This is a genomic window from Streptomyces sp. NPDC002144, assembly GCF_053593695.1.
The window spans coordinates 1-13614 of sequence record NZ_JBSFDB010000030.1 but is presented as its reverse complement, the minus strand read 5'-3'; the positions used below and the strand labels follow the sequence as shown (position 1 = coordinate 13614).

Annotated in this window: 14 protein-coding genes; 6 read left to right on the top strand and 8 right to left on the bottom strand. The window is 71.5% G+C overall.

Annotated features, from left to right (window positions below):
- Positions 1 to 6: 6 nt before the first annotated feature.
- Positions 7 to 471 (top strand): DUF3093 domain-containing protein, encoded by a 465-nt coding sequence (locus ACWCQ1_RS35475; RefSeq protein ID WP_133046116.1) that lies wholly within the window; start codon positions 7 to 9, stop codon positions 469 to 471.
- A gap of 5 nt (positions 472 to 476) precedes the next feature.
- Here ACWCQ1_RS35475 and ACWCQ1_RS35470 read toward each other — a convergent pair whose 3' ends face one another.
- The 4 genes from ACWCQ1_RS35470 to ACWCQ1_RS35455 form a co-directional block, all read right to left on the bottom strand.
- Positions 477 to 1409 (bottom strand): hypothetical protein, encoded by a 933-nt coding sequence (locus tag ACWCQ1_RS35470; RefSeq protein WP_451028212.1) that lies wholly within the window; start codon positions 1407 to 1409, stop codon positions 477 to 479.
- 13 nt (positions 1410 to 1422) lie between these two features.
- The gene (locus ACWCQ1_RS35465; protein WP_005481602.1) at positions 1423 to 1719 is read right to left on the bottom strand and encodes a DUF4193 domain-containing protein; all 297 of its coding nucleotides are present in this window, start codon (positions 1717 to 1719) and stop codon (positions 1423 to 1425) included.
- 395 nt (positions 1720 to 2114) lie between these two features.
- A complete protein-coding gene (locus tag ACWCQ1_RS35460) occupies positions 2115 to 3353 on the bottom strand; it encodes a sensor histidine kinase (protein WP_133046118.1) in 1239 nt (412 codons plus the stop codon).
- A 6-nt stretch (positions 3354 to 3359) separates the two neighbouring features.
- Positions 3360 to 4013 (bottom strand): response regulator transcription factor, encoded by a 654-nt coding sequence (locus tag ACWCQ1_RS35455; RefSeq protein WP_003993508.1) that lies wholly within the window; start codon positions 4011 to 4013, stop codon positions 3360 to 3362.
- A 452-nt stretch (positions 4014 to 4465) separates the two neighbouring features.
- Here ACWCQ1_RS35455 and ACWCQ1_RS35450 point away from each other — a divergent pair, with 452 nt between their 5' ends.
- A complete protein-coding gene (locus ACWCQ1_RS35450; protein ID WP_165954967.1) occupies positions 4466 to 4630 on the top strand; it encodes a hypothetical protein in 165 nt (54 codons plus the stop codon).
- 112 nt (positions 4631 to 4742) lie between these two features.
- Here ACWCQ1_RS35450 and ACWCQ1_RS35445 read toward each other — a convergent pair whose 3' ends face one another.
- A complete protein-coding gene (locus tag ACWCQ1_RS35445; protein ID WP_358604788.1) occupies positions 4743 to 5558 on the bottom strand; it encodes an inositol monophosphatase family protein in 816 nt (271 codons plus the stop codon).
- An 8-nt stretch (positions 5559 to 5566) separates the two neighbouring features.
- The gene (locus tag ACWCQ1_RS35440) at positions 5567 to 6694 is read right to left on the bottom strand and encodes a ferrochelatase (protein ID WP_358604791.1); all 1128 of its coding nucleotides are present in this window, start codon (positions 6692 to 6694) and stop codon (positions 5567 to 5569) included.
- Positions 6695 to 6956: 262 nt separating this feature from the next.
- Here ACWCQ1_RS35440 and ACWCQ1_RS35435 point away from each other — a divergent pair, with 262 nt between their 5' ends.
- The 3 genes from ACWCQ1_RS35435 to sepH all read left to right on the top strand — a co-directional run bounded on the left by ACWCQ1_RS35435 (position 6957) and on the right by sepH (position 10928).
- The gene (locus ACWCQ1_RS35435) at positions 6957 to 8195 is read left to right on the top strand and encodes an MFS transporter (RefSeq protein WP_451028211.1); all 1239 of its coding nucleotides are present in this window, start codon (positions 6957 to 6959) and stop codon (positions 8193 to 8195) included.
- Positions 8155 to 9474, top strand: a complete 1320-nt coding sequence (locus tag ACWCQ1_RS35430; protein WP_358604797.1) for a D-arabinono-1,4-lactone oxidase — start codon at positions 8155 to 8157, stop codon at positions 9472 to 9474. The genes ACWCQ1_RS35435 and ACWCQ1_RS35430 overlap by 41 nt, the downstream gene beginning before the upstream one ends.
- 413 nt (positions 9475 to 9887) lie before the next feature.
- Positions 9888 to 10928 carry a septation protein SepH gene (sepH, locus tag ACWCQ1_RS35425; RefSeq protein ID WP_451028210.1) on the top strand — a complete coding sequence of 347 codons (1041 nt, stop codon included), beginning with the start codon at positions 9888 to 9890 and terminating at the stop codon, positions 10926 to 10928.
- Positions 10929 to 10985: 57 nt separating this feature from the next.
- On the opposite strand, the gene ACWCQ1_RS35420 is transcribed toward sepH, so the two are convergent.
- Positions 10986 to 11837 carry a sulfurtransferase gene (locus ACWCQ1_RS35420; protein WP_358604800.1) on the bottom strand — a complete coding sequence of 284 codons (852 nt, stop codon included), beginning with the start codon at positions 11835 to 11837 and terminating at the stop codon, positions 10986 to 10988.
- Between the two features lie 299 nt (positions 11838 to 12136).
- On the opposite strand from ACWCQ1_RS35420, the gene ACWCQ1_RS35415 reads away from it, so the two are divergent.
- The gene (locus tag ACWCQ1_RS35415; protein ID WP_133046124.1) at positions 12137 to 12910 is read left to right on the top strand and encodes a VOC family protein; all 774 of its coding nucleotides are present in this window, start codon (positions 12137 to 12139) and stop codon (positions 12908 to 12910) included.
- Between the two features lie 17 nt (positions 12911 to 12927).
- Here ACWCQ1_RS35415 and ACWCQ1_RS35410 read toward each other — a convergent pair whose 3' ends face one another.
- Entirely contained in the window at positions 12928 to 13575 is a 648-nt protein-coding gene (locus ACWCQ1_RS35410; protein ID WP_358604803.1) for a thymidine kinase, read from the bottom strand.
- Between the last annotated feature and the right edge of the window lie 39 nt (positions 13576 to 13614).

Below are 13614 nucleotides of genomic sequence, written 5' to 3'. Positions count from 1 at the left end.
GGCCGCATGCAGCTCTCCACCGCCCCTTACGAAGAACGCCTGACCGCCCCGCGCTCGTGGTGGCTGATCTCCTTCCTGGTGGGCGTCTCCTTCGCCCTGATCCTGCTGCCCTTCGGCACTCTGCCGCTGCTCGGCGGCCTGGTCGGCGGCACGGCGGTCGCAGCTGTCATGGCGAGCTCGTACGGCTCGGTCCGCATCAGGGTCGTGGGCGGCTCGCTGATCGCGGGCGAGGCGAAGATCCCGGTGACGGCGCTCGGTGACACGGAGGTCCTGGAGGGCGAGGAGGCGCGGGCCTGGCGCACCTACAAGGCGGACACGCGCGCGTTCCTGCTGCTGCGCTCCTACATCCCCACGGCGCTGCGGGTGGTCGTGACCGACCCCGAGGACCCGACGCCGTACCTGTACCTGTCGACGCGGGAGCCGGAGCGGCTGGCGGAGGCCCTGAAGGCGGCCCGGGAGGCCGCCGCGTAGGGCGCTCAGCCCGCGGCACCGCCCTCCAGCTCCAGCGGGTGCGCCGGCTTCTCCAGGGGCGGCAGCTCGGGCAGCTCGTCCCACGGCACCTGGATCCTGCGCAGGTCGTTGCGGATGCGCTCGGCGACCCTCTTGGTGTCGCGCCGGTTCATGACCGCTCCCACTGCGGCACCCACCATGAAGGGCATCAGGTTCGGCAGGTCGCGCACCACGCGCTTCATGATCTGCTGGCGCAGCTGCGCCTTCATCCGGCTGTTGACCGCTCCACCGAGGGTGGACGGCTTGGTCACCTCGATGCCGCGCTCCCCCGACCATGAGTTGACGTAAGCGGTGCTGCGTTCCTTGAGGTTGCCGGGCGGCCGTACGCCGTAGACCTCGTGGAGCTCGGCGATCAGCTTCAGCTCGATCGCGGCCACGCCGGTGATCTCCGCGGCGAGCTCGGTCGGCATGGCGGGCGGTACGGGCAGCATGGCCGCCGCTCCGATGCCGGCCCCGACCGTGGCTGTGGCGCTCGCGGCGCCTGCCACGAGCTTGTCGGCGATCTGTTCGGGTCCGAGGCCCGGGAACTGCCTGCGGAGGGTGGCGAGGTCCCGTACGGGCACCCGGGGGGCCATCTCGATGATCCGGTCGGCGAGGTACGCCAGGCCGGCGCGGGCCCGGTTGCCGCCCTTGCGCACGCCTTCCCTGGCCTTGTCCCGGAACGCCGCGGCCCGTCGCCGGGCGACGGGCGCGGGATTCCCGCCCTGCGCCGGCACCGGGAGGTCGGCCCGGCCGGCCGCAGGTTCGAGCGGGGCCGATCCCGTGGACCCCGTGGTCTCCGGTGTCGCACCTGATGGGCCCCGCTCGTCGTCACGCACGCCATGAGGGCCGTACTGCGGCCCTTCGTCCGCTCCCTGCAGGGGGGAGCGGCGCTTCCAGGGAGGGGTCGAGCCAGTCACGGCCGACCCGTCCTCAGTCGCAGTCGCGGCAGATCGGCTGACCGTTCTTCTCCCGGGCCAGCTGGCTGCGGTGGTGCACCAGGAAGCAGCTCATGCAAGTGAACTCGTCCTGCTGCTTGGGCAGCACCCGGACGGCCAGCTCCTCATTGGAGAGGTCGGCCCCGGGCAGTTCCAGGCCCTCTGCGGCCTCGAACTCGTCGACGTCGACCGCCGAAGTGGACTTGTCGTTCCTCCTGGCCTTCAGCTCTTCAAGGCTGTCGGAGTCCACATCGTCGTCGGTCTTGCGTGGGGTGTCGTAATCCGTTGCCATTTCGCTCTCCCCCTCTGGGTGTCTGCGGGTGTCTCCAGCGCACGTAACGCGTGAGAGGCCGGACTTGTGCCCGCCTCGAGGCGGAGATTTTGCCTCACATCAAGGTCTGTTACTCAATCGACACCCAACCGGACTCCTCAAGAGTGATCGGCTTGGATGGCGAACGGGACCGTACACGGTCCGCCTACCGCTCTTCAAAGGCGTCTCAACCTGTACTTCCCGTGATCAAGACACCCGAAAACCAGGATTTTCCCGGCTTTCCGACGACCCCCTTGATCACGGAGAGTGGATGGCCGATAAATCGCCCATGTGATCGATCACACAGGGAGTGCCCGGCTGCGCGGCCGGAAAATTCCGCGCAAAGCGAACAAGCCCCGTGTGTCGGCGCCATGATCTCAGATGGGGAGAGCAACCCGCATCACCAGTCCACCCCCTTCACGTGGCTGCGCCGAGATGTGTCCGCCGTGCGCCCGCGCCACGGACCGCACGATGGACAGACCCAGGCCGACGCCCTTGTCGCTGCCCGTGCGCTCCGTGCGCAGCCGCCGGAAGGGCTCGAAGAGGTTGTCGATCTCGTACGCCGGCACGACCGGCCCGGTGTTGGAGACGACCAGGACCGCCTGCCCGTGCTGGACCTCGGTGGTGACCTCGACCCAGCCGCCCTCGGGCACGTTGTACCGTACGGCGTTCTGTACGAGGTTCAGCGCGATGCGCTCCAGCAGGACGCCGTTGCCCTGGACGACCGCGGTCTTCTGCTCCCCGCGGATCACCACGCCCTTGGCCTCCGCCTCCGCGTGCACCTGGTCGACGGCCTGCTCGGCGACCTCCGCGAGGTCCACGGGCTTGCGCTCGACGATCTGGTTGTCGCTGCGGGCGAGCAGCAGCAGACCCTCCACCAGTTGCTCGCTGCGCTCGTTGGTGGCCAGCAGCGTCTTGCCGAGCTGCTGGAGCTCCACCGGGGCGTTCGGGTCGGAGAGGTGGACCTCCAGGAGCGTGCGGTTGATCGCGAGCGGGGTGCGCAGCTCGTGCGAGGCGTTGCCGACGAAACGCTGCTGGGCGGTGAAGGCCCGCTGCAGACGCTCCAGCATGTCGTCGAAGGTGTCGGCGAGCTCCTTGAGCTCGTCGTCCGGGCCGTCCAGCTCGATGCGGCGGGAGAGGTCCGAGCCCGCCACCGCGCGCGCGGTGCGGGTGATGCGGCCCAGCGGCGCCAGGACCCGGCCGGCCATCGCGTAGCCGAAGGCGAAGGCGATCACAGCGAGGCCGAGCAGGGCCAGCAGGGAGCGGCTGAGGAGGTCGTCGAGGGCGTGCTGGCGCTGAACGGCGTCGCACTGCTTGAGGATCGCGTTGATCTCGCCCGTCGGCGCCGAGTTCACGGCGGGACAGGTGGAACTGGTGATGTCGAGGTTGGCGCCGGACACCGAGAACGACTGGCCGCTGCCCTCATGCAGGGCCTGGGCCGCCAGCAGATAGATGATCGACAGCAGCAGGATCCCGGCGATCAGGAACATGCCGCCGTACAGCAGGGTCAGGCGTATGCGGATGGTGGGGCGCAGCCAGGGGAACGGCGGTTCGGGCTTCCTGGGGTCCCAGGTGGGCTTGGGGGGTGCCGTGGGGAGTGCGGGTGTTGCGGCCATCGGGGATCAGATCCGGTAGCCGGAGCCGGGGACGGTGACGATGACGGGCGGCTCGCCGAGCTTTCGGCGCAGGGTCATCACGGTGACGCGCACGACGTTGGTGAACGGGTCGGTGTTCTCGTCCCAGGCCTTCTCCAGGAGCTGCTCCGCCGAGACGACGGCGCCCTCGGAGCGCATCAGGACCTCCAGGACCGCGAACTCCTTGGGGGCGAGCTGGACCTCCTTGCCGTCGCGGAAGACCTCGCGGCGGTTGGGGTCGAGCTTGATGCCGGCGCGCTCCAGGACCGGCGGCAGCGGCACGCTGGTGCGGCGGCCGAGGGCCCGCACACGGGCGATGAGCTCGCTGAACGCGAAGGGCTTGGGGAGATAGTCGTCGGCGCCGATCTCCAGGCCCTCCACGCGGTCGCTGACGTCACCGGAGGCGGTGAGCATCAGCACGCGCGTGGGCATGCCGAGCTCGACGATCTTGCGGCAGACGTCGTCGCCGTGGACGAGCGGGAGGTCGCGGTCGAGGACGACCACGTCGTAGTCGTTGACGCCGATGCGCTCCAGGGCGGCCGCACCGTCGTACACGACGTCGACGGCCATGGCCTCCCGGCGCAGTCCGGTGGCCACCGCATCGGCGAGCAGTTGCTCGTCCTCGACGACGAGTACGCGCACGTCGCTTGTCCTTCCTGAGGTCCACCCGCGTAGTGCCGGACGGGCAGGCGGGCAGGGGTGTGGGCAGGGTTCTTCAAGAGTGTGTGCCTCCATCCTGCCCTTTTCGGCCGTAAGTCGGCGGTAAGGCGGGGGACGGAACATCAAGGGCAAGGTGGTCTCGACATGAAGAACAGGTGTGAGACCCGGGAATGCGAGATTTTCTCCGGCGGTTGAGGTTTCTGTGGAAGGAAGCGGGGGGAGGACGGTTCATACCCCGCGATCACGCTCTGCTAGTGCCGCAACACCATGCGGCACGGCGCAATCCGCTTTCCGCAGAGTGGGCGTGTGGGTGCCCGGCACCGTCGCCGCCCAGCAGGGCAGTGCCGCTGGGCATCTGCCGGAGACGTGATCGCCCCTTCCGAACGGCACACCCCCGTGCCACCGACCCACGACCCAGGACGAGGGGGCGCAGCATGGACGCATTCACCGCAGGACTTCTGCAGCGCATAAAGGCGACCGAGTCCGACCTGACGCGGGCTCGCGACGAGGGCGACGACTTCCTCGTCGAGGTCGAGCAGGGCGAACTCGACGACCTGCGCCGCCTTGCCGCCGAGCACGGTGTGGAAGTTGGCGCATAGCGTCTGATCGCTCAGGAGCGCTCCACTCCCGAGCGACAGCGGGCCCCCGGCGAATCCAGCGCCGGGGGCCCGCTGCGTGTGGGGGTGCCTGCGGCCGCAGCGGCCGGCCCCGTCAGTCGTGCCAGGCGCCGAAGTCCTCCAGCAGCCGCTGGAGGGGCTCGAAGACCCCTGGACTGCCGGCCACCGCCAGATCGCGTCCCGGGCGCTCTCCGGGGCGTCCACCGGTCAGGGCACCCGCCTCCCGGGCGACGAGGTCCCCGGCCGCGAGGTCCCAGGCGTTGAGTCCGCGCTCGTAGAAGCCGTCCAGGCGGCCGGCCGCCAGGTCGCACAGGTCCACCGCGGCCGAGCCGCCGCGCCGGATGTCCCGCAGCAGCGGGATCAGCCGGTGAGCCACCTCGGCCTGGTGCGCGCGGACCTCCAGGACGTAGTTGAAGCCGGTTGAGACCAGGGCCTGGTCGAGCGGCGGCGAGGGGCGGACGGCCAGCGCGCGCTCGCCCTCCCAGGCGCCCGTCGCCCAGGCCCCGCCGCCGCGGACCGCGTGGAACGTCTCGCCGCGCATCGGTACCGCGACGACTCCGACGACCGCCTCGCCGTCCTGCTCGGCGGCGATGGAGACCGACCAGGTCGGCAGCCCGTACAGGTAGTTGACCGTGCCGTCGAGCGGGTCGACCACCCAGCGGATGCCGCTGGTGCCCTCGACGGAGGCCCCCTCCTCGCCGAGGAAGCCGTCGTCGGGGCGGCGGGCGGAGATCACGTCCGTGATCAGCTTCTCCGCCGCGATGTCCATCTCGGTCACGACGTCGATGGGGCTCGACTTGGTGGCGGCCACCGCCAGATCGGCCGGGCGGCCGTCCCGCAGCAGCTCACCGGCGCGGCGGGCGGCTTCCTGGGCCAGCTCCAGCAGTTCCCTGTGCAGGGCGTCGGTCACGGGTCTCCTCACGCGTAGGGGCTGTCGGCGCCCGCGGCGGCGGGGCGCGGGGCGCGGGCGGGGCAGCAGCCGACCGGGCAGAGATCGTGGCTCGCGCCGAGCGCGCCGAGGGCGCAGTGGGTGACCTCCTGGCCGCGCTCGACGGCCGCGCGCTCCAGGACGAGGTCGCGGATCGCGGCGGCGAAGCGCGGGTCGGCACCCACGGTGGCCGAGCGGCGCACGGGCAGGCCCAGCTCCTCCGCCTTGGCCTTGGCCTCCGTGTCGAGGTCGTACAGAACCTCCATGTGATCGGAGACGAAGCCGATGGGGGCGATCACCACCGCCGGTACGCCCGCCGCGTGCCGCTCCGCGAGGTGGTCGCAGATGTCCGGCTCCAGCCACGGGATGTGCGGGGCGCCGGAGCGGGACTGGTAGACGAGCTGCCAGGGGTGGTCGACGCCGGTGCGCTCGCGGACCGCCTCGGCGATCAGCTTCGCCACGTCCAGGTGCTGAGCGACGTACGCGCCGCCGTCGCCGTGGTCCTCGACCGGGCCGGAGGTGTCGGCGGAGGCGACCGGGATGGAGTGGGTCGAGAAGGCGATGTGGGCGCCGTCCCGGACGTCCTCGGGCAGGTCGGCGAGGGACTTCAGCACGCCCTCGACCATGGGCTCGACGAAACCCTCGTGGTTGAAGTAGTGCCGGATCTTGTCGACCTTCGGCAGATCGAGGCCCTCGGCCTCAAGGGCGGCGAGGGAGTCGGCGAGGTTCTCGCGGTACTGGCGGCAGCCGGAGTACGAGGCGTAGGCGCTGGTGGCCAGCACCAGGATCCGGCGGCGGCCGTCGGCGACCATCTCGCGCAGGGTGTCCGTCAGGTACGGGGCCCAGTTGCGGTTGCCCCAGTAGACCGGCAGGTCCAGGCCGTGGTCCGCGAAGTCCTTGCGCAGGGCGTCGAGCAGGGCGCGGTTCTGGTCGTTGATGGGGCTGACCCCGCCGAACAGGAAGTAGTGCTCGCCCACTTCCTTGAGGCGTTCCCTGGGGATCCCGCGCCCGCGCGTGACGTTCTCCAGGAAGGGGATCACGTCGTCGGGGCCCTCGGGTCCTCCGAAGGAGAGCAGGAGCAGGGCGTCGTAGGGGGTGGCGTCGAGCGCGTCTGGCATGGGTCGATCCTGTCATCCGGTACTGACAGCCGGGAAACGGCGGGGTGTCCGGCCGGGTTCCCGCACGGTCCGGCCCGGTTGCGCGGGCTTTCCGGCCCGGTACATGGGCTGAGCCGGGCGCATGGGGATGAGCTGGGTGCGTGGGGTTGAGCCGGGTCCGTGGGGTTGAGCCGGGTGCACGGGGTTGACCTGACTCGTAAGCTGTATCAGCCGCATTCGCGCCTTACCGCGCCGCCGTCCCTCTCCTGACCTGGAGCCCGCCGTGCCCAGCCCCTACCGCGCCCTGTTCGCCGCTCCCGGCTCCAAGGGCTTCTCCGCCGCGGGGTTCGTCGGCCGGATGCCGCTGTCGATGATGGGCATCGGCGTGGTCACGATGATCTCCCAGATCAGCGGGCGGTACGGCCTCGCGGGCGCCCTGTCGGCCACCATCGCGCTGGCCGCGGCGGCGATCGGGCCGCAGATCTCCCGGCTGGTGGACCAGCACGGGCAGCGGCGCGTGCTGCGGCCCGCCACGCTCGTCACGCTCGCCTCGGCGACCGGGCTGCTGCTCGCCGCGCACTTCGGCTGGCCGGACTGGGTGCTGTTCCTGTGCGCGGCCGGCGTCGGGTCCGTACCGAGTCTCGGCGCGATGATCCGCGCGCGGTGGGCCGCCCTGTACCGGGGGACGCCGCAACTGCACACCGCGTACTCGTTCGAGTCGGTCGTCGACGAGGTGTGCTTCATCTTCGGGCCGATCGTCTCCATCGGGCTGTCGACCGTCTGGTTCCCGGAGGCGGGACCGCTGCTCGCGGCCTGCTTCCTCGCCGTCGGCGTCTTCTGGCTGACCGCCCAGCGGGCCACCGAGCCCGCCCCGCACCCGCGCGAGCACCAGGGCGGCGGTTCGGCGCTGCGCGCGCGGGGACTGCAGGTCCTGGTGGCCACCTTCGTGGCGACCGGGGCGATCTTCGGGGCGGTGGACGTGGTCACCGTGGCCTTCGCCGACGAGCGGGGCCACAAGGGGGCCGCGAGCGTGGTCCTGGCCGTGTACGCGGCCGGTTCCTGCGTGGCCGGGATCGTGTTCGGGCTGCTGCGCTTCGCGGGGCCGCCGCAGCGCCGCTGGCTGCTGGGCATATGCGCGATGGCCGTGAGTATGATCCCCCTCCTACTGGTCGGAAACTTGCCGTTTCTGGCCGTGGCGCTCTTCGTCGCGGGCCTGTCCATCGCACCCACGATGATCACGACGATGTCCCTCATCGAAGAGCACGTACCACGCGCGCAGTTGACCGAGGGCATGACCTGGATCAGTACCGGGCTCGCGGTCGGCGTCGCGCTCGGCTCCTCCGTGGCCGGCTGGGTCATCGACGCGGCCGGGGCGCGGGCCGGGTACGGGGTCCCGGCGGTGTCCGGGGCCGTCGCGGTCGCGGTCGGTTTCCTGGGGTACCGCCGGCTCAGCAGGCCGGCTCCGCGTCGGGGAGGCACCGTTGAGCAGCACAGCGAGCGCGAAGAACGGCACGTGGCGTAACTGGAGCGGCAACGTCTCCGCCCGACCCGCGCGGGAGGTCACGCCGGCCTCCGTGGAGGAACTGGCCGCGGCCGTGCGCCGGGCGGCCGAGGACGGGCTGACCGTCAAGGCGGTCGGCACCGGGCACTCCTTCACGTCCATCGCGGCCACCGACGGTGTGTTGATCCGCCCTCAACTGTTGACCGGCATCCGCGATATCGACCGTGATGCCATGACCGTCACGGTGGAGGCCGGCACCCCGCTCAAGAGGCTCAACATGGCTCTCGCGCGCGAGGGCCTGTCGCTGACCAACATGGGCGACATCATGGAGCAGACGGTCTCCGGCGCCACCAGCACCGGAACCCACGGCACGGGCCGTGAGTCGGCCTCGATAGCCGCCCAGATCAAGGGACTCGAGCTGGTCACCGCGGACGGCACGGTCCTCACCTGCTCCGAGAAGGAGAACCCGGAGGTCTTCGCGGCCGCCCGCATCGGCCTGGGCGCCCTCGGCATCGTCACCGCGATCACCTTCGCCGTGGAGCCGGTCTTCCTGCTCACGGCCCGCGAGGAGCCGATGCCCTTCGACAAGGTGCTCGCCGAGTTCGACCAGCTCTGGGCCGAGAACGAGCACTTCGAGTTCTACTGGTTCCCGCACACCGGCAACACCAACACCAAACGCAACAACCGCAGCGCGGGCCCGGAGAAGCCGGTGCCGCCGGTGTCCGGGTGGTTCGAGGACGAGTTCCTCTCCAACGGCGTGTTCCAGGTGGCGCAGTGGATCGGCCGCGCGGCCCCGGCGTCGATCCCGACGATCGCCCGGATCTCCAGCAAGGCCCTGTCCGCGCGCACCTACACGGACATCCCGTACAAGGTCTACACGTCGCCGCGCCGCGTGCGCTTCGTGGAGATGGAGTACGCCGTCCCGCGCGCGGCCCTGGCCGAGACGCTGCGCGAACTGAAGACGATGGTCGACCGCTCCGGCCTCCGGGTCAGCTTCCCGGTCGAGGTGCGCACGGCCCCCGCCGACGACATCACCCTGTCCACCGCGTCGGGACGCGACAGCGCCTATGTCGCCGTCCACATGTTCAAGGGCACGCCGTACCACGCCTACTTCACCGCCGCGGAGCGCATCTTCACCGCCCACGAGGGCCGCCCGCACTGGGGCAAGGTGCACACCCGGGACGCCGAATACTTCGCCGGCGTCTACCCGCGGTTCGGCGAGTTCACCAATTTGAGGGACCGGCTCGACCCGGACCGCCGGTTCCAGAACGACTACCTGCGGCGGGTGTTGGGGGCGTAGACCGGTGCGCGGTCATTGGTTCCGTTTCTGACGGTTGCGTGAGGTACGCCACTTCCAAGATCCCCGAACCGCTCAACAGGCGGCCGGGGCACGCGCCTTGCCAGATATTGGGTGGCGTGCCAATCCACGCACGTGGTCCAAATGGAGTACTGTTGCGAGCCCTGGGTCCGGTCTCCCGCCTGGGCGTCCGGGGCCTTGCTGGACCGCCAGGAGGGGGCTCGTTGCACAGGGTGACGGAGTTGGTCACTTAGCGTTGCGAATAGGTAACCGTGCCATAACGGCGTTCCCGGGCCCGTGCCCGACACGCCGGGCAACTCGGCAAGGTTGTGGCAGGCTGCACCCGGGCAGGCCACACTCGACTAGCGGAAGCAGCGACGCACGTGACGTCGGCAGGCACCACCCGGGAGGTCCCCATGCCCGAACTGCGTGTCGTGGCCGTCTCCAATGACGGCACACGGCTGGTGCTGAAGGCTGCCGACTCTACGGAATACACGCTTCCGATCGACGAACGGCTGCGTGCGGCAGTCCGCGGCGACCGTCCCCGCCTCGGTCAGATCGAGATCGAGGTCGAAAGCCATCTCCGTCCCCGCGACATCCAGGCGCGTATACGCGCCGGTGCCACCGCGGAGGAAGTCGCGCAGCTCGCGGGCATCCCCGTCGACCGGGTACGCCGCTTCGAGGGCCCCGTCCTCGCCGAGCGCGCGTTCATGGCCGAGCGGGCCCGCAAGACCCCCGTCCGCCGCCCCGGCGAGAACGCCGCGGGCCCCCAGCTCGGCGAGGCCATCCAGGAGCGTCTGCTGCTGCGCGGCGCCGAGAAGGACACGGTGCAGTGGGACTCGTGGCGCCGCGACGACGGCACCTGGGAGGTCCTGCTGGTCTACCGGGTCGCGGGCGAACCGCACTCGGCGAGCTGGACGTACGACCCGCCCCGGCGGCTCGTCCAGGCCGTCGACGAGGAGGCGCGCTCGCTGATCGGCGAGTCCGAGGACCTCGCCGCGCCGGAGCCCAGCTTCCCCTTCGTCCCGCGTATCGCCCGGCTGCCGCGCGACCGCCCGCTGGACCGCGCCCTCGACCGCCCGAGCCTGCCCGCGCAGGCGTCCGAACCGGCGGAGGAGAGCACGGCCGGTGAACGGGACTCGCTGACCAGCCTGTTGGAGGCGGTACCGAGTTTCCGCGGCGACCTGGTGGTCCCGGAGCGCCCGTCCGAGACACCTCCGCCGCCGGAGGAGCCCGTCGCCGAGCCCGAGGCGGAGGAGCCCCCGGCTCCGGCGGCCTCGGCCGGTTCCGCCTACGCGGACGTCCTGATGCCGCGTTCCGTCGGCAGTCACCGCGACCGTCTCATCGGCGCCACCGACCGCCAGGCGGAGGCCGACGGCGTCCGCCCGGGCCGCCGGGCGGCGGTCCCGAGCTGGGACGAGATCGTGTTCGGGACGCGGCGCAAGAAGCAGGAGTAGTCGGTCGTACGAGCATGAGGGCCGCGCCGTCCGGGCGCGGCCCTCTGTTTCGTGGCCCTACTGCGGATCGGGTCCCACGGCGACCGGGCGTGCGGGGTCCGACGACCACTCCGACCAGGAACCGACGTACAGCGCCGCCGGAATCCCGGCGACCGCCAGGGCGAGCACCTCGTGCGCCCCCGAGACGCCCGAGCCGCAGTACACGCCGACGGCCGCACCGTCGCCCGCCCCGAGCGCCTTGAAGCGCTCGGCCAGTTGCTCGGCCGGCAGGAACCGTCCGTCGGGGCCGACGTTCTCGTTCGTCGGGGCCGACACCGCGCCCGGGATGTGCCCGCCGACCCGGTCGATCGGCTCCACCTCCCCCCGGTACCGCTCCCCCGCCCGCGCGTCGAACAGGACACCGGACCGCGCCAGCGCGGCCGCCCCGTCGGCGTCCAGGAACCCGGCGTCGCCCGGCACCGGCTCGAAGTCGCCCTCGACCGGCGTCGGTGCGGACGTCTCCAACGTCCCCTCCCAGGCCGGCAACCCGCCGTCGAGGACCCGCACGTCCGGGTGACCCGTCCAGCGCAGCAGCCACCACGCGCGCGCCGCCGCCCAGCCCTGCCCGCCGTCGTACACGACCACCGGGGTTCCGGCCGACACACCCGCCCGCCGCATCGCGGCACCGAAGACCTCGAGGTCGGGCAGCGGGTGCCGGCCGCGCTCGCCAGGCGCTGAGGCGAGTTCCGTGTCCAGATCGACGTAGACCGCACCGGGGATGTGCCCGGCCGCGTACGCGGCACGGCCGTCGAAGGGCGGCTCGCCGGCCGCCTTGGCCACGGTCAGCTGCCAGCGGACGTCGAGCAGGACCGGCGGGTTCCGGCCGGTCAGGTCGCTCGCGAGTTCGGATGCGGAGATGATGACGTTCATGGCCCCCATCCTCGCGTACGGGGTGGCCGCGCCGTCCATGTCCGGCTACTCTGCTCCGCCGGACAGGCCCGATCACGAGGCGTACGGACTCGGGCACTTGCTGTACAACCGATCGACACCCGTCGGCCATCGCCCGGGAACGGACGGGACTCCGCACACCGGGCATTCTGCGGGCACGCGGCCGTGCGCGTCGCGGCGCGCCCGGAGCCCGCGGTGCCACGGCTGGTGCGAGCATCGGCACGGGGATCCGGACAGCGGAAGCGACACGGCCACCGCGAGGGGTCGAGGAGAGAGTGACGATGACCGAGACGCACGCTCGGCACACACCCGGTACGCCCTGCTGGGTGAGCCTGATGGTGCACGGTTTGACGGCCACCCAGGACTTCTACGGTTCCTTGTTCGGCTGGGAGTTCGAGCCCGGCCCCCGGCAACTGGGCCCGTACTCCCGCGCCCTGCTCGACGGCCACGAGGTGGCGGGCATCGGCCAGCTGTCCCCGGACCGCCATCTGCCCATCGCCTGGACGCCGTATCTCGCCTCGGACGACGTGGACCTGACCGCCGAGACGGTACGGCTGTGCGGCGGCACGATCGGGGTCGGGCCGCTGGACGCCGACGAGGCCGGACGTCTCGCGATCGGCTCCGACCCCTCGGGCGCCGTCTTCGGCGTCTGGCAGGCCGCCCGGCACCTCGGCACGGCCCTCACGGGCGTCCCCGGCACCCCCTCCTGGAACGAACTGCTCACCTACGAGTCGGCGGGCGTCGCCAAGTTCTACGAGACGGTCTTCGCCTTCGAGGAGGAGCCGGTCGTCTCCGCCGACTCCGACTACGTCACCCTGCGCGTCGACGGCCGCCCGGTGGCCGGCATCCACGGCGTCGGCCACGCCCTCCCCCGCGACCGGGGCCCGCACTGGCTGACGTACTTCGAGGTGGCCGACACGGACGAGGCGGCCGACCGCCTGACCGACCTCGGCGGCAACGTCCTGAAGGCCCCGCACGACACGCCCCACGGCCGCGCGGCCACGGTGTCGGACCCGGAGGGCGCCCGCTTCTCCCTGGTCCAGAGCCCGCACTGAGCGCGGTCGGCGGCGGCTCAGACCGACGACACCGGCAGCACGTCCGGAGAGAGGGCCGCCGCGCGGGCCGTGGCCGCCGTCATCCGGCGGCGGTGGTGCCGGCGGCACAGAACCTCGTAGCCGACGGCGTCGGACTGGTCGACGTCCCCGACGACCACCTGGGCGCCCTCGACGACCATCTCCCCGCCTACCGTGCGGGCGTTGTGCGTGGCGCGGGCACCGCACCAGCACAGCGCCTCGACCTGGAGGACCTCGACGCGGTCGGCGAGCTCGACGAGACGCTGGGAGCCCGGGAAGAGCTTCGAGCGGAAGTCCGTCGTGATGCCGAAGGCGTAGACGTCGAGGCCCAGGTCGTCGACCACGCGCGCGAGTTGGTCGATCTGCTCGGGCGCCAGGAACTGCGCCTCGTCCGCGATGACGTAGTCCGCGCGGCCGCCCTGGGAGAGATGGTCGACCAGGTAGGCGTAGAGGTCCTGTCCGTCCTCGACCTCCACCGCGTCCGTCACCAGGCCCAGCCGCGAGGAGAGTTTGCCCTCGCCGGCGCGGTCGTCCCGGGTGAAGATCATTCCGGCCAGGCCGCGCGCCGAGCGGTTGTGCTCGATCTGGAGAGCCAGGGTCGACTTCCCGCAGTCCATCGTTCCGGAGAAGAACACCAGCTCGGGCATGGGTGGTTGAGCACCTTTCGGCGAACGGGACGGGGTACG